The sequence below is a fragment of the Mammaliicoccus lentus genome (genome assembly GCF_947036595.1).
GTDB lineage: Bacteria > Bacillota > Bacilli > Staphylococcales > Staphylococcaceae > Mammaliicoccus > Mammaliicoccus lentus.
Genome location: NZ_OX344834.1, coordinates 1,819,260 through 1,844,925, shown reverse-complemented (window position 1 = coordinate 1,844,925; position 25,666 = coordinate 1,819,260). Strand labels below are relative to the sequence as shown.

The 25,666-nt window shown below is 32.8% G+C and carries 22 protein-coding genes; all 22 read left to right on the top strand.

The annotated features are described in order from the left end of the window. Nucleotides 1-4 precede the first annotated feature (4 nt). On the top strand, nt 5-385 hold the full coding sequence (gene ftsL, locus ACNMOQ_RS09150; RefSeq protein ID WP_064204076.1) for a cell division protein FtsL: 381 nt from the start codon (nt 5-7) through the stop codon (nt 383-385). Then, a complete protein-coding gene (locus ACNMOQ_RS09145) occupies nt 372-2,642 on the top strand; it encodes a penicillin-binding protein (RefSeq protein ID WP_416349751.1) in 2,271 nt (756 codons plus the stop codon). The genes ftsL and ACNMOQ_RS09145 overlap by 14 nt, the downstream gene beginning before the upstream one ends. A gap of 29 nt (nt 2,643-2,671) precedes the next feature. Continuing rightward, on the top strand, nt 2,672-3,637 hold the full coding sequence (gene mraY / locus ACNMOQ_RS09140) for a phospho-N-acetylmuramoyl-pentapeptide-transferase (protein ID WP_416349750.1): 966 nt from the start codon (nt 2,672-2,674) through the stop codon (nt 3,635-3,637). A gap of 1 nt (nt 3,638) precedes the next feature. Further along, nucleotides 3,639-4,988 (top strand): UDP-N-acetylmuramoyl-L-alanine--D-glutamate ligase, encoded by a 1,350-nt coding sequence (gene murD, locus ACNMOQ_RS09135; RefSeq protein WP_064204074.1) that lies wholly within the window; start codon nt 3,639-3,641, stop codon nt 4,986-4,988. A gap of 26 nt (nt 4,989-5,014) precedes the next feature. Next, entirely contained in the window at nt 5,015-5,959 is a 945-nt protein-coding gene (locus ACNMOQ_RS09130; RefSeq protein WP_064204073.1) for a cell division protein FtsQ/DivIB, read from the top strand. A gap of 108 nt (nt 5,960-6,067) precedes the next feature. Then, nucleotides 6,068-7,447 (top strand): cell division protein FtsA, encoded by a 1,380-nt coding sequence (gene ftsA / locus ACNMOQ_RS09125; RefSeq protein ID WP_017000548.1) that lies wholly within the window; start codon nt 6,068-6,070, stop codon nt 7,445-7,447. A gap of 28 nt (nt 7,448-7,475) precedes the next feature. Then, complete coding sequence (ftsZ, locus tag ACNMOQ_RS09120; protein ID WP_017000549.1) at nt 7,476-8,633, top strand: cell division protein FtsZ; 1,158 nt, start codon at nt 7,476-7,478, stop codon at nt 8,631-8,633. 60 nt (nt 8,634-8,693) lie between these two features. Continuing rightward, nucleotides 8,694-9,485: a peptidoglycan editing factor PgeF gene (gene pgeF / locus ACNMOQ_RS09115; RefSeq protein ID WP_017000550.1), complete on the top strand. Its 792-nt coding sequence runs from the start codon at nt 8,694-8,696 to the stop codon at nt 9,483-9,485. Nucleotides 9,486-9,493: 8 nt separating this feature from the next. Further along, nucleotides 9,494-10,165 (top strand): YggS family pyridoxal phosphate-dependent enzyme, encoded by a 672-nt coding sequence (locus ACNMOQ_RS09110; protein WP_017000551.1) that lies wholly within the window; start codon nt 9,494-9,496, stop codon nt 10,163-10,165. A 12-nt stretch (nt 10,166-10,177) separates the two neighbouring features. Next, complete coding sequence (locus tag ACNMOQ_RS09105; protein ID WP_017000552.1) at nt 10,178-10,756, top strand: cell division protein SepF; 579 nt, start codon at nt 10,178-10,180, stop codon at nt 10,754-10,756. Between the two features lie 12 nt (nt 10,757-10,768). After that, nucleotides 10,769-11,065, top strand: coding sequence for a YggT family protein (locus tag ACNMOQ_RS09100; protein WP_239706155.1), 297 nt, complete (start codon nt 10,769-10,771; stop codon nt 11,063-11,065). A 78-nt stretch (nt 11,066-11,143) separates the two neighbouring features. After that, nucleotides 11,144-11,917, top strand: coding sequence for a YlmH family RNA-binding protein (locus ACNMOQ_RS09095; protein WP_416349749.1), 774 nt, complete (start codon nt 11,144-11,146; stop codon nt 11,915-11,917). Nucleotides 11,918-11,935: 18 nt separating this feature from the next. Further along, the gene (locus ACNMOQ_RS09090; RefSeq protein WP_017000559.1) at nt 11,936-12,520 is read left to right on the top strand and encodes a DivIVA domain-containing protein; all 585 of its coding nucleotides are present in this window, start codon (nt 11,936-11,938) and stop codon (nt 12,518-12,520) included. 193 nt (nt 12,521-12,713) lie between these two features. After that, the gene (ileS, locus tag ACNMOQ_RS09085; RefSeq protein ID WP_064204070.1) at nt 12,714-15,464 is read left to right on the top strand and encodes an isoleucine--tRNA ligase; all 2,751 of its coding nucleotides are present in this window, start codon (nt 12,714-12,716) and stop codon (nt 15,462-15,464) included. Between the two features lie 174 nt (nt 15,465-15,638). After that, nucleotides 15,639-16,118 (top strand): signal peptidase II, encoded by a 480-nt coding sequence (lspA, locus tag ACNMOQ_RS09080; RefSeq protein ID WP_017000562.1) that lies wholly within the window; start codon nt 15,639-15,641, stop codon nt 16,116-16,118. Beyond that, complete coding sequence (locus tag ACNMOQ_RS09075) at nt 16,115-17,038, top strand: RluA family pseudouridine synthase (protein ID WP_064204069.1); 924 nt, start codon at nt 16,115-16,117, stop codon at nt 17,036-17,038. The genes lspA and ACNMOQ_RS09075 overlap by 4 nt, the downstream gene beginning before the upstream one ends. A 206-nt stretch (nt 17,039-17,244) precedes the next feature. Beyond that, nucleotides 17,245-17,766 (top strand): bifunctional pyr operon transcriptional regulator/uracil phosphoribosyltransferase PyrR, encoded by a 522-nt coding sequence (gene pyrR / locus ACNMOQ_RS09070; RefSeq protein ID WP_017000567.1) that lies wholly within the window; start codon nt 17,245-17,247, stop codon nt 17,764-17,766. 147 nt (nt 17,767-17,913) lie between these two features. Beyond that, a complete protein-coding gene (uraA, locus tag ACNMOQ_RS09065; RefSeq protein WP_017000569.1) occupies nt 17,914-19,215 on the top strand; it encodes a uracil permease in 1,302 nt (433 codons plus the stop codon). An 18-nt stretch (nt 19,216-19,233) separates the two neighbouring features. Next, entirely contained in the window at nt 19,234-20,136 is a 903-nt protein-coding gene (locus tag ACNMOQ_RS09060; RefSeq protein ID WP_218688521.1) for an aspartate carbamoyltransferase catalytic subunit, read from the top strand. Next, a complete protein-coding gene (locus ACNMOQ_RS09055) occupies nt 20,124-21,407 on the top strand; it encodes a dihydroorotase (RefSeq protein ID WP_064204067.1) in 1,284 nt (427 codons plus the stop codon). The genes ACNMOQ_RS09060 and ACNMOQ_RS09055 overlap by 13 nt, the downstream gene beginning before the upstream one ends. Next, nucleotides 21,400-22,500: a carbamoyl phosphate synthase small subunit gene (locus ACNMOQ_RS09050; RefSeq protein ID WP_017000576.1), complete on the top strand. Its 1,101-nt coding sequence runs from the start codon at nt 21,400-21,402 to the stop codon at nt 22,498-22,500. The genes ACNMOQ_RS09055 and ACNMOQ_RS09050 overlap by 8 nt, the downstream gene beginning before the upstream one ends. After that, a complete protein-coding gene (gene carB, locus ACNMOQ_RS09045) occupies nt 22,493-25,666 on the top strand; it encodes a carbamoyl-phosphate synthase large subunit (RefSeq protein ID WP_416349748.1) in 3,174 nt (1,057 codons plus the stop codon). The genes ACNMOQ_RS09050 and carB overlap by 8 nt, the downstream gene beginning before the upstream one ends.

Below are 25,666 nucleotides of genomic sequence, written 5' to 3'. Positions count from 1 at the left end.
TTGAATGGCAGTAGAGAGAATATATCCAAATTATAGACCTGACGAGTGGCAAGAGCCACAAGTCGAACCGCAAAGAAAAAAAGTTACCAAAAGTAAAGTAGTTGGTATATCAAGGATAGAAAAGTTTGTATACATAACACTAATAACTATGATTGCGTTGATAAGTATTTATATGCTATCTTTAAAAATGGATGCGTACAATAATAAAACTCAAATTGCAGAATTAGATAATAAAATTGAAGAGCAAAAAACTACTAATGGTGATTTGAAAACAGAATCTATGAAGCAGTCATCATATGAACGTATCTACGAAAAAGCTGAAGACTATGGTCTTAAGTTGAATAACAACAATGTAAAGGTAGTGCGTAGTGATGCCAAAAATTAAAATAAAGAAAAATAAAATAGGAGCAGTCCTCTTAGTAAGTTTTTTCGGACTGCTCTTTTTTATATTGGTCTTAAGATATTCCTACCTCATGATCAGTGGACAAGCTGCTGGAGAGGATTTAGCATATAGAGCAAGTGAAAAATATTTAAGACAAACAGTTGCTCAACCTGAAAGAGGTAAAATTTATGACAGAAATGGAAAAGTGTTAGCAGAAGACACGGATAGTTATAAATTGGTCGCTATTCTAGATAAAAAAATGAGTAAAGATAGTGATAAACCGAGGCACGTAAAAGATAAAGAGAAAACAGCAAAAGAACTTTCGAAAATCTTAAAAATGGATGAAAAAGATGTATTAAAAAGGTTGAAAACTAAAAATGCTTTCCAAGTTGAATTTGGTCAAAAAGGAAAAGATTTAACTTATAAGCAAAAAACAGATATTGAGAAATTAAAACTTCCAGGTATTACTTTTGAAACCGAAAAGAAACGATTTTATCCAAATGGCAATTTTGCATCCCATCTTATAGGATTAGCTGATAAAGATCAGGAAACTAATAAGTTAACAGGTGTATATGGTGCTGAAAAAGTCTTTGATAGTTATCTAAAAGGTAAGACAGGTAAAAATTCTTATAAACAAGATATTTGGGGCATGTTAGTACCAAACTCAGAAGATAATATTGAAGCTAAAAATGGTGACGATGTACATCTAACATTAGATTCGAATATCCAAGTATTTGTTGAGAATGCATTAGATAAAATGGTTGATCGTTATGAACCAGAAGATTTATTTGCAGTTGTTATGGATGCTAAATCAGGTGAAATATTAGGCTATAGTCAACGACCGACATTTAATCCAGATACAAAAGAAGACTTTGGTAAAAAATGGGCGAATGATTTATATCAAAATACATATGAACCTGGTTCGACATTTAAAACGTACGGACTAGCTGCTGCAATTGAAGAAGGCAAATTCGAACCTAATAAAAAATTCAAAACAGGTCATAGAGAAATTGACGGATTTAAAATTTATGACTGGAACGATGATGGCTGGGGTAATATACCTATGACAACTGGATTCACATATTCAGCAAACACTTTAATGATGAAATTACAAGATTTAGTTGGTGCAGATAAAGCGAAAACTTATTATGAAAAATTCGGTTTTGGTAAGAAAACAGGAAGTTTATTCGATAGCGAAGCTCCTGGTAACATTGCATTTGATAATGAACTTCAAAGAAAAACATCTTCGTTTGGACAATCTACAACTGTAACGCCAATTCAAATGTTACAGGCAGAAACTGCGATTTTAAATCAAGGTAATATGTTACAACCATATTATGTTCAATCAATAAAAAATCAACAAACTAAAGAAACGATTAAAGAAGGTAAGAAAAAAGTAGTAGGTAATCCAATTTCAAAAGATACAGCTCAGAAAACGATGACTGAATTGGATAAAGTGGTAAATAGTAAAGACAGTAATGCAACCAATTACAAAATTGATGGATATCGTGTTGCTGGTAAGACAGGTACTGCACAAGTTCCTGACACTAAAGGTGGCGGATACGTAGATGGGGCTAATCCTTACTTTGTAAGTTTTATGGGGTATGCACCAGCTAAAGATCCAGAAGTAGTAGTTTATGCAGGTATGTCGCTAGCTAAGAAACGAGACTTAGAAGCTTATGAATATGGTGTTTCTCGTGGCTTTAATCCAATAATGGAGAATACATTGAAATATTTAGATGTAGAAGAAAGTGAAGGAAAAGAGAAAAATGACTCTTCAAAAATTCCAGATGTTGTTAATATGGAAACTAAAAAGGCTACAGACATTGTAAAAGGTAAGAAATTAGAACCTGTCGTTATCGGTAATGGAGAAAAAATAATAAAACAATTACCACTAAAAGATAAAAGCGTACAAGATAAAGAAAGAGTATTACTTGTGACAGATGGCGAACTAACAATGCCTAATACTGAAAAATGGACAAAACGTGATATATTAAAACTTCAAGAAGCGACTGGTATTAAAGCTGAAACAGAAGGTTCTGGTTATGTTAAAGAACAATCAGTAGATGAAAATCAAAAAATTAAATCAGGCACTGAAGTTAAATTTACGTTGTCTAATAATCATCCAAATGGAGATGATTCAATAGGGCAAGTACCAGAAGAAGATACAAGTGAAAAAGATAAAGAAGATAAAGAGAAAGATAATAAAGATAAAAAAGAAGAGAAATCGAATGATTCTAAAGAATCAGATGATTCCTGATAAATAAACAAAAGAAAAGGTGAACTATTATGAATTTTACGCTACCTGTCATTGCGTTTTTATTGACTTTGATTCTTGTACCAATACTTATCCCTACACTTAAAAAACTTAAGTTTGGGCAGAGTATAAGAGAAGAGGGTCCTCAAAGTCATATGAAAAAAACAGGCACACCAACAATGGGCGGATTGACATTTTTACTTTCTACCATTGTAGTGACGGTTATTGCATTATTTTTCGCTGACCAAATCGGACCACTAATTTTATTATTATTTGTCACAATAGGTTTTGGACTGATTGGTTTTATAGACGATTATATAATTGTCGTTAAAAAAAATAACCAAGGCTTAACGAGTAAACAGAAGTTTTTAGCTCAAATTGCAATAGCTGTAATATTTTATATTGTCAGTGTTGCGTTACCAAATTATCAATTTGAGTCAGCGATTAATATACCGTTTACTGATTGGTCATTACCGTTATCAGTATTCTATATCGTGTTTATTATATTTTGGCAAGTAGGATTTAGTAATGCTGTTAACTTAACTGATGGGTTAGATGGCTTATCGACTGGGCTATCTGTTATAGCATTTGCATTTTATGCAATATTGTCATTTGTTTTAGGTAAACCAGAAATAGGGTTATTCTGTTTAGTGATGTTAGCTAGTTTAATTGGATTCTTAATTTATAATAAGTATCCAGCAAAAGTATTTATGGGTGACACAGGTAGCTTGGCATTAGGCGGTATCTTTGCAACTATTTCTATTATGTTAAATCAAGAAATTACTTTATTATTGATCGGTTTTGTATTCGTTATTGAAACTTTATCTGTAATGCTACAAGTAACTTCGTATAAACTTACTGGAAAAAGAATATTTAAAATGAGTCCATTGCACCATCATTTTGAATTAGTAGGTTGGAGTGAATGGAAAGTTGTATTAGTATTTTGGGCTACTGGTATCATTACAGGGGCTATAGGTCTATGGATTGGAGTGATGTAAAGTGAAGCCATATACTGGATTGAAAGATAAGAACGTCTTGATTTTAGGGTTAGCAAAAAGTGGATATGAAAGTGCTAAGCTTTGTAAGAAACTAGGTGCAAACGTTATAGTAAATGATGGACAAGATTTAACGAACAATCCACATGCATTGGAGCTTGTAAATGATGGGATTAAAGTTATTAGTGGTGAACATCCACTGAGTTTATTGGATAATAATCCATTAATCGTTAAAAACCCAGGTATCCCATATAAAATTCCTTTATTACAAGAGGCATTAAATAAGAATTTAAAAATCATAACGGAAATTGAGTTAAGTTATTATATTTCTGAAGCGCCTATAATTGGTATCACAGGAACAAACGGGAAAACTACAGTTACTTCACTAATTGGTGATATGTTTGGAAACAGCAAAGTGAAAGGCCAAGTATCGGGCAATATAGGTGTTGTAGCATCGAAAGTAGCACAAGATGTGACGAAAGATGATTACCTAATTACTGAGTTATCGTCATTCCAACTTCTAGGAACGGTTGAATACAGGCCTCATATTGCAATTGTTACAAATATTTATTCAGCTCACTTAGATTATCATGGTTCATTAGAAGAGTATCAAAATGCTAAAAAGAATATATTTAAAAATCAAACTGAAGATGATTATCTAATATTTAATTATGAACAAAGACATCTTATTGACAAAGATGAAATTAAATCAAAGATTTTATATTTTTCAACAGAACAAGAGGTAAACGGGATATACATCAAAGACGATTATGTAGTATATAATGGTGTGCGTATTATTAACACGAATGACATTGTATTACCTGGTAAGCATAATTTAGAAAATGTATTAGTAGCAGTTCTCGCTTCTATTATATCCGGAGTAGATATCAAGTCTATAGTTCATACCCTTACTACATTCTCTGGGATAAAACATAGACTACAGTACATAGGAACAAACAGAGGTAATAAATATTACAATGATTCGAAAGCTACAAATACATTAGCAACAAGATTTGCGTTAAGCTCATTTAATTCACCAATTATTTGGTTATGTGGGGGATTAGATAGAGGTAATGATTTCGACGATTTAATTCCTTATATGGATAAAGTTAGATTAATGGTCACTTTTGGTGAAACAAAAGGTAAATTAAAAACTTTAGGTGCAAGTCAAGGTAAAGAAGTACTAGAAGCTAAAGATGTTAAAGGTGCTGTTGATTTAATACAAGATCATATTCAATCTAATGATGTTGTATTATTATCTCCCGCATGCGCAAGTTGGGATCAATACGATACATTTGAAGCACGTGGAGATGAATTTATTGAGAGTTTCCAAAAACATTTACCTTCATTCTAGAAAAATGGTTATAAGGAGTGACAACAGTGAGTAAGAGTTCTGATAAAAATGAAGATATTTTACAATTTGAAACGGCTACAGAAGATAAACACCTTAAAAGTCTAAAAACAAAAAGAAAGCGTAGACGACAAATTCAATTAGGCGTATTCATTGGTGTTATACTCCTTGTCTTGTTAGTAGTTTTATATATGTTTACGGATATCAGTAAAGTAGATAAAGTAGAAATTAATGGTGAAAAGCTTGTTGCTAAAAAAGATATCGAAAAAGCATTAAATATAAAATCTGATTCTAGAATTTATAATTTGCCAATGAGCGAAATGAAATCTAAGATTGAAAAAATCGAAGGTATTAAAAATGTTGAAATAAAGCGTCGTTTTCCTAATGATTTAATCGTAAATGTTAAAGAATATGAAACAATAGGCTTAATCAAAAATAAAAAAGGGTATGAACCACTATTGGAAAACGGTTCTACTATCAAAAAATTATCAACAGATTTACCAATCGATGTTCCGATTTTAAATGACTTCACTTCTAAAAAATTAAACAAAATTGTACCAGAGTTAAAGAAAGTAAAACCTAAAGTAAAATCAATGATTTCAGAAATTAATTATAAACCAGGTGAAAATAATCAAAATAGAATCCAAATGTTTATGACAGATAATGTAGAAGTTGTTGGAGATATTCAAACTTTTGCAAATAAAATTAACTATTATCCTAGCATATCTGATAAATTAGAGAGAGATAATACTGGAGAATTAAAAACACCAGGTTTTGTTGATTTACAAGTCGGTGCTACATTCTTACCATATGAATCTAAAGAACAACAAAAAGAGCGTGCAAATAAAGAAAGTGAACAAGAAGAAAATACAAAATCTGAGCAACAAAAGTTAGATCAAGCATTACAAGATTTATCAAAAGAACTAGAAAAATCTGATGAAGAACCAAAATCAACAGAAAAATCATCAGATTAACTAAAAATTCAACAAATAAACCTATTATTAGTTCACATTAAAACATCAATCATGTAAACTAAGAATAGTGTAAATTAGATTATCATGTCTTAGAGGAGGTGCCTATCGATGGAGGAACATTATTATATTAGTTTAGATATAGGTTCATCGAGTGTAAAAGTAATTGTAGGAGAAAAATTTCATAATGGCATTAACGTGATAGGTACAGGGCAAACGTTTACAAATGGAATAAGAAATGGTTGTATAGATGATTTTGATATTGCTAAGCAAGCAATTAAAGATACAATCAAAAAAGCGGCGATTGCTTCTGGAGTAGACATTAAAGAAGTTTTCTTAAAAATGCCTATCGTAAATACGGAAATATATGATGAAAAATATGAAATACCATTTGAAGGAACAGAAACAGAGATTGATGGTGCTCACATAGAATCTGTCTTAGAAGGCATAAGAGGATTGAATGACGTACCTGAAACCGAAGTTGTTGGGGTATTCCCAATGAAATTCATAGTAGACGATTTGCATGAAGTTTCAGACCCTAAAGAAATGGTTGCTACACAATCATTGAAGGTTGAAGCTGGTGTGATTGCAACATCTAAATCACTTTTAATCAATATAATTAAATGTGTAGAATCATGTGGTGTAGATGTATTAGAAGTATTCTCAGATGCTTATAATTATCAGTCAATCTTATCGCCAACAGAAGTTGAGTTAGGCGCTTGTGTCATTGATATAGGTGAAGATTTAACTCAAGTAGGTTTCTATGAACGAGGCAATCTTGTTGATGCGGATACAATTGAAATGGCAGGAAGAAGCATTACAACAGATATTGCTAAAGCATTAAATACTACATATGACAACGCTGAAAAAATCAAACAACAATATGGTCATTCATTCTATGACTCAGCATCTGATCAAGATGTTTTCAGTGTTGAGCAAATCAATGAAGAAGGTCACGCACAATTTACTCAAAAAGAATTAAGTGAAATTATTGAATCAAGAATGGAAGAAATTTTCTTCGATGTTTTTGATTTATTACAAGATATGGGTATTACAAATGTTAACGGTGGATTTATCGTAACTGGCGGTACTTCAAATCTATTAGGAATTAAAGAATTATTACAAGATATGGTGAACGAAAAAGTACGTATACACACACCATCTCAAATGGGAATTCGCAAACCAGAATTTACGTCAAGTATCTCTACCATATCTAGTGGAATTGTCTTTGATGAGCTACTAGATTATGTTACAATGAATAATTATGATGCGGATACAATTGAAGAAGAAACTTATGATGAAGTAAATCAAGAATCTAAAGCAAAACCTTATGAACAATGGTTTAAGAAAAAACAAAACAAAGACAAAAATAATGATACAAAAGCTTCAAGTTCTGGTAACGACAATCACTCCGAAGCTGATTATGATTCGGATAGTCAAGAAGAGAAGCCAAGTGTATTCAAGAAATTAATGAAATCGTTATTTGATTGATGGGTCATAAAGATTAGGAGGATAATAAATGTTAGAATTTGAGCAAGGATTTAATCATTTAGCTACTTTAAAAGTAATTGGTGTTGGTGGCGGCGGTAACAACGCTGTAAACCGTATGATAGACCATGGTATGAATAATGTAGAATTTATTTCTATTAACACAGATGGTCAAGCGTTAAACTTATCTAAAGCGTCATCAAAAATTCAAATTGGTGAAAAATTAACTCGAGGTTTAGGAGCAGGTGCTAACCCAGAAATTGGTAAAAAAGCTGCTGAAGAATCTCGTGAACAAATAGAAGATGCTATTCAAGGTGCAGATATGGTATTCGTAACTGCAGGTATGGGTGGCGGAACTGGTACAGGTGCTGCACCAGTTGTTGCTAAAATTGCTAAAGAAATGGGTGCATTAACAGTTGGTGTTGTTACTCGTCCATTTAGCTTTGAAGGTCGCAAACGTCAAACACAAGCTGCAGCTGGCGTAGAATCTATGAAAGCTTCAGTAGACACTTTAATCGTTATTCCTAACGATCGTTTATTAGATATTGTAGATAAATCTACACCTATGATGGAAGCTTTCAAAGAAGCAGACAATGTATTACGTCAAGGTGTACAAGGTATCTCTGATTTAATCGCTGTTTCTGGTGAAGTAAACTTAGACTTTGCAGACGTAAAAACGATTATGTCTAACCAAGGTTCAGCATTAATGGGTATCGGTGTTTCTTCTGGTGAAAATAGAGCAATTGAAGCGGCTAAGAAAGCAATTTCTTCTCCATTATTAGAAACATCTATCGTAGGCGCTCAAGGTGTCCTTATGAACATTACGGGTGGAGAATCACTATCTCTATTCGAAGCACAAGAAGCTGCTGATATCGTTCAAGATGCTGCTGACGAAGATGTTAACATGATATTTGGTACAGTTATTAATCCTGAATTACAAGACGAATTAGTCGTTACAGTAATTGCAACAGGTTTTAATGATAAACCTTCTAGTGCGCGCAAACCTCAAGGTGGCGGAGCATTTGGTGGAACTACAGAAGCACCTTCAAAAAGAGATGAAGGAGAGTCACTAGATAGAAAAGCTTCATTTGAAAGTAAACCTGCTGCAAATGAATCAACTGATGATAGTGATATTCCAAGTTTCATTCGAAATAGAGAAGATAGACGTTCTAGACGCTCTAGACGATAAATGAACTTTAAAAGTCATCAGGCATATGTCCTGATGACTTTTTTTATTAGGAGAGATAACATGGAAGAAATATTTAGTCAGCAAAATCACCACTTATCATATAATGTTCAAGAAAGACCTGATTTAACAATTGGGATCACAACAAGAACTGACGGTCACAGTCCTTACCCAAATAATGCTTTTAACATGGCGCGTTATATAGATGATAATCCAGAGAATATTACAAAACACCAAAGAGTATTAGCTGATGAGATTGGCTTCTCGTGTGATTCATGGGTGTTTCCAATCCAAACTCATGAAAATAAAATTCAAGAAGTTAAATCATCAGATAGAGGTAAAAATATATCAGAGCTTACTAACGAGTTATATGGATTAGATGGATTATACACTTATGAATCAAATATTTTACTGACAATGTGTTTTGCTGATTGCGTACCAATTTATTTGTATGATACGAATAGCGAGTATGTCGGACTTTGTCATGCAGGTTGGAGAGGAACTCAATCGCAAATCATTAAAGAGATGATTGAAAACTATAAAGGTGATATTGAGAACCTTAGAATTGTTATCGGTCCTTCAACTTCAAATAGTTATGAAATTAACGATGATATTTACAATAAATTTAAGTCTTTACCAATTGATTCATCTTTATATATTGAAAATAGAGGTCAGAATAAACATGGTATAGATTTGAAAAGAGCAAATGAATTGTTAGCTATATTTTATGGTGTAAAACCAGAACATATCGTTAAGACAAATCATTGTACAGCTAGTGAAACAGATAAGTTCTTTTCCTATAGAGTAGAACAAGGAAATACTGGAAGAATGCTTGCATTTATAGGTAGAAAGTAGGTATAATTTTGAAATCGGTAAAAGAAAATTTAGTAGATATAGAGTCACAAATTCGTAACAGTACTAAAGAATCAAGTTTTGAAACATCACCTCAAGTGATTGTTGTTACAAAATATGTTACAATAGACCGAGCTATAGAAGCTTATCAAGCTGGTTTAAGAAATTTCGGTGAAAATAGAATTGAAGGTTTCATTGAAAAGAAAAAGCAACTTCCTGATGATGCAATTATGCATTTTATTGGGTCTCTGCAAACAAGAAAAGTAAAAGAAGTCATTGATGACATCGATTACTTACACGCACTAGATAGGTTGAAATTAGCAAAAGAAATAGAAAAACGTGCCAATCATAAAGTTAAATGTTTTGTTCAAGTTAATGTTTCAGGTGAGGAATCTAAACACGGTATGTCACCAGAAGAAGTCATTCCTTTTATTAAAGAAATGGAAAATTTTGAACACATTGAAATTGTTGGTTTAATGACTATGGCACCACTAACCGAAGACAAAGAAAAATTAAGACAATATTTCAAACAACTAAGACTGTTAAAAGATAAAGTACAATCATTAAATCTAAGCTATGCACCATGTACAGAATTATCTATGGGCATGAGCAATGATTTTAATGAAGCAATAATAGAAGGTGCTTCATATGTTCGAATTGGTACAAAATTAGTTGGTGAATAAGGAGTGTAAATTATGGCTATTAAAGATGTGTTTAAAGGTTTCTTCATAGTAGATGATGAAGAGGAAGTATACGAAGAACCACGTCAAGAGCAAAGTAGAGCCCCCGAGCAAGAACAAAGCTCTCAAGAGAAAAAGAAAACAGCACAGAATACTTTAAAAAGTGTACCGTCACAACAGAATAATACAACAAGATATCAATCACAACGTTCACGTGATTTTAATAAACCTGAAAGGAAAGAAGCCATGAGTGAAAAACGTACAAATTCATCTCAAACAAATGTGGTGAGCATGGGTGGTAATATGGATTTTGCGCAAAATTCAAAAATGTGCTTGTTTGAACCAAGAGTATTTTCTGATACACAAGATATCGCAGATGAACTTAAAAATAGAAGAACAACACTAGTAAACTTACAAAGAATAGATAAAGTATCTGCTAAAAGAATAATCGATTTCTTAAGTGGAACAGTTTATGCTATCGGCGGTGACATTAGAAGAGTTGGGACAGATATTTTCTTGTGCACACCTGATAATGTTGAAGTTGCTGGATCAATCACAGAACAAATTGAACAAGTTGACCCTTATCAAGAATAGAGGAAATAGTATATGGATAGCGGATTATTAAGTACAATTTTAGGATTTGTATTGTTTGTTGTTAAAATTTATCAATATGGTATGATTGTTTACTTCTTAACATCTTGGTTACCTGGATTAAGAGAAGGAGCTATAGGACAATTTTTAGGTAAGATTTATGAACCGTTTTTAGAACCTTTCAGAAAAATGATTCCACCTCTAGGTATGTTAGACATATCTTCAATTGTGGCGTTTATTACTTTAAGTTTGTTCTATGTAGGTTTAATAAGCGTATTCAATATGTTTGTACCTGTAGTGCCAATCCTGTAAATTTAACATGAATGATATACTGTAATGGGATGGGACAATGCGCCCCTCCTTTTTTTATATATATTTAGAGGTGTAACAATGGATATCTATCAACATTTTAGAAAAGAAGAAAGAGAAGAAATTGATTTATTTATTAATAAATGTGAAATAGCAGAAAGAAATTATCAACATGTTCTTACGGACTTTTTAGACCCTCGAGAACAATACATTTTAGATACAATAGTTGGTAGTTTTGAAGGATTAAGAGTCCATTATTTTGGCGGAGGTAATGAGGCTGAAAGAAAGCGTGCAATAATTGCTCCTGATTACTTCACTCCAGAAGAAGAAGACTTTGAAATAGTATTAATCGAACTTAATTATCCAACTAAGTTTGTAACATTAACACATCGAAATATATTAGGAACGATAATGTCTCTAGGAATTGATCGTAATCAATTAGGTGATATTATTGTTAACGAAAAAATACAATTTGTTTTGACAAAAAGATTTGAATCATATATTATGTTAGAATTAACAAAAATTAAAGGTGCAGGAATCAAATTGAGTTCTATTCCTTTTCAAAATATGATACAATCAAATGAGAATTGGGTTACACGAGATACAACTGTGAGTGCTATGAGGCTTGATGTAATTGTAAAGCATATAACTAATATAAGTAGAGCGCTAAGCAAGAAACTCATAGAAGGTAAACGTGTAAAAGTCAATCATAGAGAGATTGAAAGAGTAGACTTTTTAGTCGAAGAGAATGATTTACTATCGATAAAAGGATACGGTCGTGCTAAGATTGTAGCCAATAACGGTGAATCAAAAAAAGGCAAATTACGTATAACATATCGTACTTTGTTTAAATAGTGCTAAGGAGGAAAACTGATGGCATTTACCCCAGAAAATATTAAACAAAAAGAATTTAGTAGAGTGCATAAAGGCTTAGATGAATCAGAAGTACGTCAATATCTAGAATCATTAAGCGATGAAATAGAAAAATTAAAATCAGAAAAAGCGCAATTACAAACATTAATAGATGATAAAGATGAAAATATTAATCGTTTTAGAGCGGTCGAAAACACAATTTCTGAAGCAATATTACAAGCTCAAAAAGCAGGCGAACAAACAAAGCATTCCGCTGAGCTAAAAGCTGATTCTATAGTTAAAGAAGCAGAAGGTAGAGCTAATATTATCATCAATGATGCTTTACAAAAAGCACGTAAAATAAGCTTCCAAACTGAAGATATGAAGAGACAATCTAAAGTATTTAGATCTCGTTTTCGTATGTTAGTAGAAGCGCAACTTGATTTGTTGAAGAATGATGATTGGGATTATTTATTAAATTATGATATTGATCAACAACAAGTTACTGAAGAAAATATTGACATTTTGCAAAAAGAAGAACAAAATAATCAAGAGAAGATTAATAATCAATCTATAGATAGTGATGAGGACGCGTCTAAAGAATAATTATAGTAGAAGCGAGCTAGGGATGGTGAAAGCCTAGTCGAATAATTTCTTTAGGTATCACCTTTTCATAAAATTATATATAGTTAATGAGTGAACTCTAAGTTGAGTTAATAAGGGTGGTACCGCGATTACTTCGTCCCTATTATTTCAACTTAGAGTTTTTTATTTTAATAATTGAAGGAGATTAAAACTTATGGACTACAAAGACACGTTACTTATGCCAAAAACAAGCTTCCCAATGAGAGGTGGACTTCCAAATAAGGAACCTCAAATTCAAGCTGAATGGGATGAAAAAGACTTATTTAATAAAATTTTAGAAAAAAATAAAGGTAAAACACCATTTATTTTGCATGACGGACCTCCTTACGCAAACGGTAATCTACACATGGGTCATGCATTGAATAAAATCTTAAAAGACTTTATTGTTCGTCATAAAGCAATGACTGGTTATTATGCACCTTATGTTCCAGGTTGGGACACACATGGCTTACCTATTGAACAAGCATTAACAAATAAAGGTGTTAAGCGTAAAGAAATGTCAGTCGCAGAATTTCGTGAAAAATGTGAAGAGTTTGCGCTTGAACAAATCGAAGTACAAAAATCTGACTTTAAACGTTTAGGTGTAAATGGTGATTGGCAAAACCCATATATTACTTTAAAACCTGAATTCGAAGCAGCTCAAATTCGCGTATTTGGAGAAATGGCAGCTAAAGGTTTAATTTATAAAGGTAAAAAACCAGTTTATTGGTCACCTTCAAGTGAATCATCTTTAGCAGAAGCTGAAATTGAATATAAAGATAAAAAATCACCATCTATTTATGTAGCTTTTAAAGTAGTTGATAGTAAAGGTGTTGTAGATGAAGATGCATCATTCGTTATCTGGACAACAACTCCATGGACAATTCCATCAAACTTAGGAATTGCTGTTAATCCTGAACTTACTTATGTACAAGTAAATGTTGAAGGTAAAAAATATGTAGTAGCAGAAGCGTTATTAGATGCTGTTTGTGAAGATTTAGACTGGAATAAAGAAACAATTGTTCGTGAAAAAGAATTTAAAGGTTCTGAACTTGAATATGTTACAGCGCAACATCCATTTATCGACAGAACATCATTAGTAATTTTAGGCGATCACGTAACTACAGACGCAGGTACTGGTTGTGTTCATACCGCACCTGGACACGGGGAAGATGACTATGTTATCGGACAAAAATATGATTTAGGTGTAATTAGCCCAATCGATGATAAAGGTGTTTTCACAGAAGAAGCAGGAGAGTTTGCAGGACAATTTTATGATAAAGCAAACAAAACAATTACAGAAAAATTAGATGAAGTTGGAGCACTATTAAAACTATCATTCTTCTCACATTCATATCCACATGACTGGCGTACGAAAAAACCGGTTATCTTTAGAGCGACTGAGCAATGGTTCGCTTCAATCAGTAAAGTAAGACAAGATATTTTAGATGCAATTGATACAACTAAATTTAAAATTGATTGGGGTAAAACACGTTTATACAACATGATTAGAGATAGAGGAGAATGGGTAATTTCTCGTCAAAGAGTTTGGGGCGTACCATTACCTGTATTCTATTCTGAAAATGGCGATATCATCATGACAGAAGAAACAATTAATCATGTTGCTGATTTATTCGAAAAACATGGATCTAATGTTTGGTTTGAAAGAGAAGCTAAAGATTTATTACCTGAAGGATTTACACATGAAGGTAGTCCTAACGGTGTATTCACTAAAGAAACAGATATTATGGATGTTTGGTTCGATTCAGGCTCTACGCACAGAGGAGTACTTGAAACTAGACCTGAATTATCCTACCCAGCTGATATTTATATTGAAGGAAGTGACCAATATAGAGGTTGGTTTAACTCTTCAATTACAACTTCAGTAGCAACAAGAGGCATTTCACCATATAAAATGTTACTTTCACACGGTTTTGTAATGGATGGTGAAGGTAAAAAAATGAGTAAATCTCTTGGTAATGTTATCGTACCAGATAAGATTGTTAAACAAATGGGTGCTGATATTGCTCGACTATGGGTGAGTAGTGTTGATTACTTGGCTGATGTTCGTATTTCTAATGAAATTTTAAAACAAACTTCAGATGTTTACCGTAAAATCAGAAATACATTCCGCTTCTTATTAGGAAACGTGAATGATTTTAACCCAGCAACTGATAGTGTTTCTTATGATGAAATGCTTGAAATCGATCAATACATGCATAACCGTTTAAATCAATTTATCGGTAAGACATTATCACATTATGAAGCTTACGACTATTTAGACATCTATCAAGATATTCAAAACTTTATCAACGTAGATTTAAGTAATTTCTACTTAGATTACGGTAAAGATATTTTATATATTGAAAAAGCAGACTCATTAAAACGTCGTAGTATGCAAACCGTATTATATGAGACATTAGTTAAATTAACTAAGTTATTAGCACCAATTATCCCACATACTGCAGATGAAATTTGGGGTCATATTCCACATGTTGAAGAAGAAAGTGTACATTTAACAGATATGCCTGAACCACATGAAATTGATACTGTATTAATGGAAAAATGGTCTCAATTCATGAAATTAAGAGACGATGTTAACAGAGCTCTAGAAGTAGCACGTAATGAAAAAGTAATTGGTAAATCATTAGAAGCGCATATTACTTTATCTAACTCATCTGAGTTTGATACTGTTGATTTCTTAAGTAAATTTAATGATTTAAATCAATTATTCATTGTATCAAAAGTTGACGTTGTAGATGAATTAACTGAAGGTACAGAATATGAATTAGTTAAAGTTAAAGTTGACCATGCAGAAGGTGAAAAATGTCAACGTTGTTGGAACTATTCAGATCAATTAGGTTCAGTTAATGGACTAGATCACTTATGTCCTCGTTGTCAATCAGTTGTAGCAACTTTAGGTTAATTATTTAATTTAAAAAACAATTTGTTGTGTAAATAAATACTCCTATTAAAGTTTTCACTTTAATAGGAGTATTTTTAATGTAATAACATAAAAATAGATGTTTAATATTATTTGTCAGATTAACAAACCTACCTGTTTATGTGGTAAAATAATCAAGATTGGAGTGAACAATAAATGCGTAAAGGTTATAATATTCCTATATGGAGTATTTTTATAGTTATAATTATAGCGTTAGACCAATTAACAAAATATATGATTGTAAAATCATTAGAAATTGGTGATTCTGTAAAAGTTATTAAAAATCTTTTATATATAACTTCTCATCGGAACGAAGGTGCTGCGTGGGGTATTCTTCAAGGGAAAATGTGGTTGTTCTATATTGTGACAATCGTTGTGTTAGTTATATTAATTATGTTCTTTAAAAGCGAAGGTTATGGAAAACCATTAATCCAATTCGGTCTGAGTTTATTAATAGCTGGTTCGATAGGTAATTTTATAGATCGATTGTTTAGAAGTGAAGTAGTAGATTTTATAGATACGTATATATTTGGTTATAATTTCCCGATATTTAATGTTGCAGATGCAGCTTTAACAATTGGTGTTATTGTATTAATTATTGTAATTTTATTTGAAGGCAAGGAGGAAAAAGCTTGAATACGTTTGAATTTAAAATAGAAACAGAGCAAGAAGCGGGCGTAAGAATTGATAAATTGTTACCTGAATTAAATCCAGATTGGTCAAGAAGTCAAATACAAGATTGGATTAAATTAGGTTTAGTTGAGGTAAACGGTAAAGTCGTAAAATCAAATTATAAAACTAAATTGAATGATACGATTGTTGCTACTGAAAAAGTAGTAGAAGAAGTAGACATAGTAGCAGAAGATTTAGGCATAGAGATATATTATGAAGATAAAGATGTTGCGGTAGTCTACAAGCCTAAAGGAATGGTAGTACATCCTGCTCCCGGACATTATACTGGAACTTTAGTAAATGGACTTATGTATGCTATAACAGATTTATCAGGCATTAATGGAGAAATTAGACCAGGTATTGTACATCGAATTGATAAAGATACTTCAGGTTTATTGATGGTAGCAAAAAATGATATTGCACATAGAGGACTAGTAGAACAATTAGTCGATAAGACAGTAACTAGAGAATATACTGCTTTAGTACATGGTCATATCCCTCACGAATTCGGTACTATTGAAGCGCCTATTGGTAGAAACCCAAAAGAGCGCCAAGAAATGGCTATCGTTGATGATGGCAAAGAAGCAGTAACGCATTTTAACGTGATAGAAAAATTCGACCAATATACATTGGTGAATTGTCAGCTTGAAACTGGGCGAACACACCAGATTAGAGTGCACATGAAACATATTGGTTACCCATTAGTAGGGGATCCAAAGTATGGTAGAAAGAAAACTTTAGATTTAGGCGGGCAAGCTTTACATGCAGGATTACTTGGATTTGAACATCCTATAACTGGAAAATATATCGAAAAAGAAGCACCTTTACCTGAATATTTCGAAGCGTTAATAGAAAAGTTAAGAAAAATAGAAGATAAAAAATAATTGTAATAATACTAGTTTAATTTCAGATATACTTTGACAATATACTAGAAAAACGATATTATAGTTTTAACAATTAAATCGTCTTTAACAGACAGTCCTGAGAGGCTGAGAAGACATATATGTGCGTGTGGACCTTTTTAAAGGTACCAGTATATACTCATGTCTTCTTAAAGACATGAGTATTTTTTTGTGGAAGGAGATTGAATATGGCTGAAAGAATGATTATGGATGATGCAGCAATCAATCGTGCTTTGACGAGAATGTCACATGAGATTTTAGAGAAAAACAAAGGCACGAAAGATATTGTATTATTAGGTGTGAAAACTAGAGGCGTACACTTAGCAAATAGAATTGAAAAGAAAATCAAATCTATAGAAGATGTGCAAGTGCCAACTGGCGAGATTGATGTCACACATTACCGAGATGATGTAGAACATAGTCAAATTAAAGTGAAATCATTTGATATCGAAGTAGATATTAATGATAAACATGTTATTATCGTCGATGACGTGTTATACACAGGTCGCACTGTTAGAGCTTCACTTGATGCTATATTAGACCATGCACGACCACGAAAAATCAGCTTAGCTACATTGGTAGATAGAGGTCATAGAGAGTTGCCTATTAGAGCAGATTACGTTGGTAAAAACGTACCAACTGCATCTAACGAATCAATAGTAGTAGAACTAGAAGAAATTGACGATAAAACAGCAGTAACATTAAATTAAATAATTCCTTTTAAATCAGTACGAGATACTGGCAAAGGAGCGTTTTTGTAACAGTCTACCTGTATATATTTGTATAGGTATAACTGTATACATAGATCCCTTTGCATATCTTGTAAAGGGATCTTTTTTTGAATAGGAGAATGGAAAATGACACACAACGAAGAAATGTTTGAACGCACGGTTGAACCTATTTTAGATGTAAATGAGAAACCAAAACCTTCTCAATGGTTTTTCTTAAGTTCACAGCACTTATTTGCAATGTTTGGAGCGACAGTATTAGTACCTTTCTTAACAGGATTACCTGTTTCAGCAGCATTAATCGCTTCGGGGCTTGGAACATTACTTTATATTCTAATTACTAAAGGAAAAATACCTGCATACTTAGGATCAAGTTTCGCGTTCATCACACCGATTATAGTCGGTCTTAAATCACACGACCTAGGCGAAATGTTAGTGGCTTTGTTCATGAGTGGTGTCCTTTATGTAATCATCGGATTGATTATAAGGCTTACAGGCACAGATTGGTTGCTGAATTTATTACCACCTGTTGTAGTAGGACCAGTAATTATGGTTATAGGACTTGGTTTAGCGCCAGTTGCTGTCAACATGGCAATGTACACTGATTCAAACGCAATGACTGGATACAGCGGTGTTTATATTACAGTGGCACTGATTACACTGATTACAACAATAATTGTTTCAGTATTCTTTAAAGGATTTTTATCAATCATACCAGTATTGATAGGTATTATTGTAGGTTACATTTCATCATTACTATACGGCATTGTTGATTTAGAACCGATAGCAAAAGCGAAATGGTTACAATTACCAGACATATACATGCCTTTTCATGATTACACACCTTCATTACAGTGGGGATTAATATTAATCATGTTACCGATTGTATTTGTAACGGTAAGTGAACATATTGGGCATCAAATAGTTATTAATAAAATTGTCGGTAAAAACTTTTTCAAAGAGCCAGGTTTACATCGATCATTAATCGGTGATGGCGTGTCAACTATGATGTCTTCTATTATAGGTGGACCTCCAAGTACAACATACGGAGAAAATATAGGTGTACTAGCAATTACAAAAATTTATAGTATATGGGTTATAGGAGGTGCAGCAGTCCTCGCACTTATTTTAGGCTTTGTTGGAAAGTTTACAGCTATGATTTCCACTATACCGACACCAGTCATGGGCGGTGTATCGATACTGTTATTCGGAATTATAGCTTCAAGTGGATTGAGGATGTTGGTAGAAAACAAAATTGACTTTGGTAACAATAGAAATTTAATTATAGCATCAGTAATTTTAGTACTAGGAATCGGAAAAGCACATCTAGATTTTACAGGTATCGGTATTCATTTGAATATTGAAGGGATGGCATTAGCAGCAACAGTTGGTATTTTACTGAATCTCATTTTACCCAAGAAAATAAAATAATTCTAGGAGGCGTTACCCTTGAAAAACATATTATCTATGGCTGATTTAACAAAAGACGAAATATTAAACATTATTCACAAAGCGCAGGATCTAAAAGAACAAGGTATAAGTTCAATTGATAAAAAAGCAACTGTAGCAAATTTATTCTTTGAAAATTCTACAAGAACGAAATGTAGTTTCGAAATGGCTGAAAGAAAATTAGGATTAGACATTTTACCATTTGAAACAAATACTTCATCTGTTCAGAAGGGTGAAACGCTATATGACACGTGTAAAACTCTCGAATCTATAGGAGTTGAAGCGCTGATCATCAGACATAGTGAAAATGAATATTATGAACCTTTAAAATCGCTTAATATACCTGTTATTAATGGAGGAGATGGAAGTGGACAACACCCAACTCAATCTTTACTGGATATTATGACGATTTATGAAGAGTATGGTTATTTTAGCGGGTTAAAAGTTTTAATTTCAGGAGATATTAAAAATTCAAGAGTAGCAAGAAGTAACGCTGACGCTTTAACAAAATTAGGTGCAGAAGTCATGTTCTCAGCTCCAGACCAATGGAAAGAACAGATTTCTGATATTCCTTATGTAAATATTGATGATGTTATTAATGAAATTGATGTGTGCATGTTGTTAAGAGTACAAAATGAAAGACATGATAAAGGTCAATCTTATAGCAAGTCTGAATATCATGTTGGTTATGGCCTTACAAAAGAAAGATACGAACAACTGAAAGATAGTGCAATTGTAATGCATCCTGCTCCGGTAAATCGAGGGGTCGAAATTGATACAAATTTAGTTGAAAGTCCAAAATCTCGCATTTTTAGACAAATGGAAAATGGTGTTTTCGTGAGAATGGCATGTATTCAAGAAGTACTTAATCATAAGGAGGAAAAAGTAAAATGTCACTTATAATCAAAAATGGAAAAATCTTATCTCAAGGTGAACTTGTGAAGAAAGATATACAAATAGAAGATGGTAAGATCAAAAGTATCGCTGATTCAATAGAAGAAGGAAATTTGAAAGTGATTGATGCTAAAGGACATTTTATTTCGCCAGGTTTTGTTGATGTCCATGTTCATTTAAGAGAACCAGGTGGAGAGCATAAAGAAACAATTGAAACAGGAACTAAAGCAGCGGCAAGAGGTGGTTTTACAACTGTATGTCCAATGCCTAACACTAAACCTGTTCCTGATTCAGTTGAAAATCTAGAAAAAATACATGACATTATAAATAAACATGCTGCTGTAAGAGTATTACCATACGCATCTATTACTGTGAGACAAGCAGGTAAAGAGCACGTAGATTTTAAAGCTTTAAAAGAAACAGGCATGTTCCAATTTACTGATGATGGTGTAGGAGTACAGACAGCTTCAATGATGTATGAAGCAATGATAGAAGCGGCTAAAATCAATAAAGCAATCGTTGCGCATTGTGAAGACAATTCACTTATTTACGGTGGAGCAATGCATGAAGGAAAACGTAGTAACGAACTTAACATACCAGGCATACCTTCAATATGTGAAGCTGTCCAAATTGCAAGAGATGTGTTATTAGCCGAAGCTGCTAATTGTCATTATCATGTGTGTCACGTTTCGACTAAAGAAAGTGTAAGAGTAATAAGAGATGCTAAAAAAGCTGGAATTAAAGTGACTGCAGAAGTAACACCACACCATTTATTGTTAACTGAAGACGATGTACCTGGAGACGACGCAATATACAAAATGAACCCACCATTAAGAGCAAAAGAAGACAGAGATGCTTTAATTGAAGGACTTATTGATGGAACAATTGATTGTATTGCAACAGATCACGCTCCGCATGCCAAAGAAGAAAAAGAAGCTTCTATGGTTGATGCACCATTTGGAATTGTAGGAAGCGAAACTGCTTTCCAATTGTTATATACGCATTTTGTTAAAACAGGAAAATTTACTCTAGAACAACTTGTTTCTTATTTAACAATAAAACCATCTGAAACATTCGATTTACCTTATGGACGACTTGAAGAAGGTGGCTATGCTGACCTTACGATAATAGATTTAGAATCAGAAAGACCAATTAAAGCTGAAGAATTTGCTTCTAAAAGTAGCAATACACCATTTATCGATGAAGTTGTATCAGGATACCCAATCATGACAATTTATGACGGTGAAATAGTTTATGAGGAGGCAGTAAAAAATGCGTAATAGAAGATACTTAGTTCTTGAAGATGGCACCATTTATAAAGGGTTTAAGTTAGGTTCAGATGAATTAACAATAGGAGAAATTGTATTTAATACAGCTATGACAGGTTATCAAGAAACAATTTCAGATCCATCATATACAGGTCAAATTATTACATTCACATATCCACTTATTGGGAATTATGGTTTTAACCGAGATGATTTTGAATCATTAACACTGACTTTAAATGGTGTAGTTGTTCGTGAAGCATGTCAAGAACCGAGTAACTTCAGATCTAGTAAAACACTAGATGAAACTTTGAAATTTTATAATATTCCAGGTATTTCCGGTGTTGACACAAGAAGTTTAACTAGAAAAATTAGAAACCACGGTGTTCTTAAAGCTGGTTTTACAGATAATGAAAACGAAATTGAAACAGTTATTCACAGATTGAAAAATGATACGTTAAGAACTGATGAAGTTGAACAAGTGTCATCTATTAGACCGTATATTTCAACAGGAGACGGATATAAAGTAGTACTGATTGACTATGGTAAAAAAGAAAATATTGTACGTGAGTTAAATAGAAGAGGTTGTGATGTGACAGTTGTACCATATCAAACATCTGTAGAAGAAATATTAAATATTGCCCCTGATGGCGTGATGGTTTCTAATGGTCCAGGTAATCCAGAGAATGTTAAAGAAACGCTAGATACGATTCAATCAATTATAGGAAAAATACCATTCTTTGGTATATGTTTAGGACATCAATTATTTGCACTATCACAAGGTGCAACTTCTTACAAAATGAAATTTGGTCATAGAGGTGCTAACCATCCTGTTATGAACTTAAGTACTGGAAAAGTTGATTTAACAAGTCAAAATCACGGCTACGCTATAGAAGAAGAATCAATCAAAAATACAAAATTAGAAATTACACATATCGCATTAAATGATCGTTCAATAGAAGGTCTGAAGCATAAAGAATATCCAGCTTTCTCTGTACAGTATCATCCGGAAGCTTCTCCAGGACCACATGATTCAAATTATTTATTCGATGAATTTATTGAAATGATTCAATTACATAAAGAGAAGGAGCGTAATATTAATGCCTAAACAAACAGATATAAAATCCATCTTAGTTATCGGTTCAGGTCCAATCATTATAGGACAAGCAGCTGAATTTGATTATGCAGGTACACAAGCTTGTCTAGCTCTAAAAGAAGAAGGATATAAAGTCATACTTGTTAACTCTAACCCAGCCACGATTATGACTGATACAGAAATTGCAGATACAGTATACATCGAACCTTTAACATTGGATTTTGTTAGTAGAATTTTAAGAAAAGAACAACCAGATGCACTATTACCAACATTAGGCGGTCAAACAGGTTTAAATATGGCAATTGAATTACATGAAAATGGTGTACTTGAAGAAAATAATGTTCGTTTGTTAGGTACGCAATTATCTTCCATCGCTCAAGCAGAAGACCGTGATTTATTCCGTAATTTAATGAATGAATTAAATGAGCCAGTACCGGAAAGTGATATTGTAAATGATTTAGACGCCGCCATCCAATTTGCGAATAAAGTAGGTTATCCTTTAATTGTTCGCCCAGCTTTTACGATGGGTGGAACAGGTGGCGGAATTTGTAATGATGAGACTGAATTAAGAGAAGTTGTTCAGAACGGTTTGAAATATAGTCCTGTAACTCAATGTTTAATTGAAAAATCAATAGCTGGATATAAAGAAATTGAATATGAAGTAATGCGAGATAAAAATGATAATGCCATTGTTGTGTGTAACATGGAAAATATTGACCCTGTTGGTATACATACTGGAGATTCAATCGTGGTGGCACCAAGTCAAACATTATCAGATGTTGAGTACCAAATGTTAAGAGATGTTTCATTAAAAATTATTAGAGCTTTAAAAATAGAAGGTGGATGTAATGTACAATTAGCACTTGATCCACATTCTTTAAATTATTATATCATCGAGGTTAATCCACGTGTATCTAGATCCTCTGCTTTAGCTTCAAAAGCAACGGGGTATCCGATTGCTAAATTGGCAGCTAAAATTGCAGTTGGTATGACATTAGATGAAATGCTGAACCCTGTTACAGGCACGTCATATGCAGCATTTGAGCCTGCTTTAGACTATGTTGTTTCTAAAATACCTAGATTTCCTTTTGATAAGTTCGACAAAGGTGAAAGACATTTAGGTACACAGATGAAAGCAACTGGAGAAGTTATGGCTATTGGAAGAACTTATGAAGAATCGCTTTTAAAAGCAATTCGCTCATTAGAATATGGCGTACATCATTTAGGATTACCTAATGGAGATGAATTTGAACTAAACTTCATAGAAGAAAGAATTAAAGCACAAGATGATGAAAGACTTTTCTTCATTGGAGAAGCAATTAGAAGAGGAACATCGTTAGAAAGAATTCATGAACTAACTGAAATTGACTACTTTTTCTTAAATAAATTTAAACACATTATTGAGATAGAACATGAACTTAAAGAAAATAAAGGGAATTTAGAATGTTTAATGTGGGCTAAACAGTATGGATTTAGTGACAAAGTGATTGCGCATAGATGGGAACAATCTGAACGTGAAATTTATGATTTAAGGCAACAACATCAAATCAATCCAGTTTATAAAACTGTCGATACGTGTGCAGCTGAGTTTGAATCTGAAACACCATATTTTTATGGCACTTATGAAGAAGAAAATGAATCAATAGTATCGGAGAAGGAAAAAATTATCGTTCTAGGTTCTGGTCCAATAAGAATCGGCCAAGGAGTAGAATTTGATTATGCAACAGTTCATGCAGTATGGGCGATACAAGAAGCTGGATATGAGGCAATAATTATAAATAATAATCCAGAAACTGTTTCGACTGATTTCTCAATTTCAGACAAACTATATTTTGAACCTTTAACAGAAGAAGATGTTATGAGTATTATTAATCATGAAGAACCAATTGGAGTAGTTGTTCAATTCGGAGGTCAAACTGCGATTAATTTAGCTGATAAACTTTCTGAAAAGGGCATTAAAATACTTGGTACTTCTTTAGAGGACTTAAATAGAGCAGAAGATAGAAAAGAATTCGAAGCTTTATTACAAAAAATAAATGTACCACAACCATTAGGAAAAACTGCAACATCTGTAGAAGAAGCAATAAAAAATGCGAATGAAATTGGTTACCCTGTCGTTGTGAGACCTTCATATGTACTAGGTGGTAGAGCAATGGAAATCGTATACGCTGAAGCGGAACTACGAAATTATATGGAGCAAGCTGTTAAAGCAAGCCCCGAACACCCAGTACTGATAGATAGATATTTAACAGGTAAAGAAATAGAAGTAGATGCAATATCAGACGGGGAAACAGTTGTTATACCAGGAATCATGGAACATATTGAAAGAGCTGGCGTTCACTCAGGAGATTCTATAGCAGTTTATCCACCACAAACTTTAACAGATGAAGAAATTAATATGTTAGTAGACTATACGACTAAATTAGCTAAAGGGCTAAACATTATCGGTTTAATCAATATTCAGTTTGTTTTATCTAAAGGTGAAGTCTTCGTACTTGAAGTTAACCCTAGAGCAAGTAGAACTGTGCCATTTTTAAGTAAAATAACGGACATTCCAATGGCTAAGTTAGCTACAAAAGCAATTACAAATATATCTTTAAAAGAACAAGGATATGAAAACGGATTAGTTCCTTACAAAGAAGGCGTGTATGTAAAAGCACCAGTATTCAGTTTTAGTAAATTGAAAAATGTAGATATTACTTTAGGACCTGAAATGAAATCAACAGGTGAAGTAATGGGGAAAGACTTAACGTTAGAAAAAGCATTGTATAAAGGTTTAACGGCAAGCGGATTAAAAGTACAAGATCAAGGTACAGCACTGTTTACTGTAAGTGATAAAGATAAAGAAGAAGCTTACATTATTGCAAAACGATTCCATGAAATAGGTTATAGAATTTTTGCAACTGAAGGAACATCAAAATATTTCCAAGAAAAAAATATACCAACTTATACTGTAGGAAAAATTGGTGGAGAACATGATTTGCTATCTGTTATTCAAAAAGGAGAAGTACAATTAGTCGTTAATACAATGACTAAAGGAAAAATTTATGAAAGAGATGGTTTCCAAATTCGTAGAGAATCGGTAGAGAACGGAATTCCTTGTTTAACGTCACTTGATACTGCAAACGCATTAGCAGATGTAATTGACAGTATGACATTTAAAACTGACCAAATGTAG

What these genes read in the sequence shown, in the direction of transcription:
- ftsL (WP_064204076.1), top strand. Translation starts at nt 5, where the DNA reads ATGGCAGTAGAGAGAATATATCCAAATTATAGACCTGACGAGTGGCAA.
- ACNMOQ_RS09145 (WP_416349751.1), top strand. Translation starts at nt 372, where the DNA reads ATGCCAAAAATTAAAATAAAGAAAAATAAAATAGGAGCAGTCCTCTTA.
- mraY (WP_416349750.1), top strand. Translation starts at nt 2,672, where the DNA reads ATGAATTTTACGCTACCTGTCATTGCGTTTTTATTGACTTTGATTCTT.
- ftsA (WP_017000548.1), top strand. Translation starts at nt 6,068, where the DNA reads ATGGAGGAACATTATTATATTAGTTTAGATATAGGTTCATCGAGTGTA.
- ftsZ (WP_017000549.1), top strand. Translation starts at nt 7,476, where the DNA reads ATGTTAGAATTTGAGCAAGGATTTAATCATTTAGCTACTTTAAAAGTA.
- pgeF (WP_017000550.1), top strand. Translation starts at nt 8,694, where the DNA reads ATGGAAGAAATATTTAGTCAGCAAAATCACCACTTATCATATAATGTT.
- ACNMOQ_RS09105 (WP_017000552.1), top strand. Translation starts at nt 10,178, where the DNA reads ATGGCTATTAAAGATGTGTTTAAAGGTTTCTTCATAGTAGATGATGAA.
- ACNMOQ_RS09100 (WP_239706155.1), top strand. Translation starts at nt 10,769, where the DNA reads ATGGATAGCGGATTATTAAGTACAATTTTAGGATTTGTATTGTTTGTT.
- ACNMOQ_RS09095 (WP_416349749.1), top strand. Translation starts at nt 11,144, where the DNA reads ATGGATATCTATCAACATTTTAGAAAAGAAGAAAGAGAAGAAATTGAT.
- ACNMOQ_RS09090 (WP_017000559.1), top strand. Translation starts at nt 11,936, where the DNA reads ATGGCATTTACCCCAGAAAATATTAAACAAAAAGAATTTAGTAGAGTG.
- ileS (WP_064204070.1), top strand. Translation starts at nt 12,714, where the DNA reads ATGGACTACAAAGACACGTTACTTATGCCAAAAACAAGCTTCCCAATG.
- lspA (WP_017000562.1), top strand. Translation starts at nt 15,639, where the DNA reads ATGCGTAAAGGTTATAATATTCCTATATGGAGTATTTTTATAGTTATA.
- pyrR (WP_017000567.1), top strand. Translation starts at nt 17,245, where the DNA reads ATGGCTGAAAGAATGATTATGGATGATGCAGCAATCAATCGTGCTTTG.
- uraA (WP_017000569.1), top strand. Translation starts at nt 17,914, where the DNA reads ATGACACACAACGAAGAAATGTTTGAACGCACGGTTGAACCTATTTTA.
- ACNMOQ_RS09055 (WP_064204067.1), top strand. Translation starts at nt 20,124, where the DNA reads ATGTCACTTATAATCAAAAATGGAAAAATCTTATCTCAAGGTGAACTT.
- ACNMOQ_RS09050 (WP_017000576.1), top strand. Translation starts at nt 21,400, where the DNA reads ATGCGTAATAGAAGATACTTAGTTCTTGAAGATGGCACCATTTATAAA.
- carB (WP_416349748.1), top strand. Translation starts at nt 22,493, where the DNA reads ATGCCTAAACAAACAGATATAAAATCCATCTTAGTTATCGGTTCAGGT.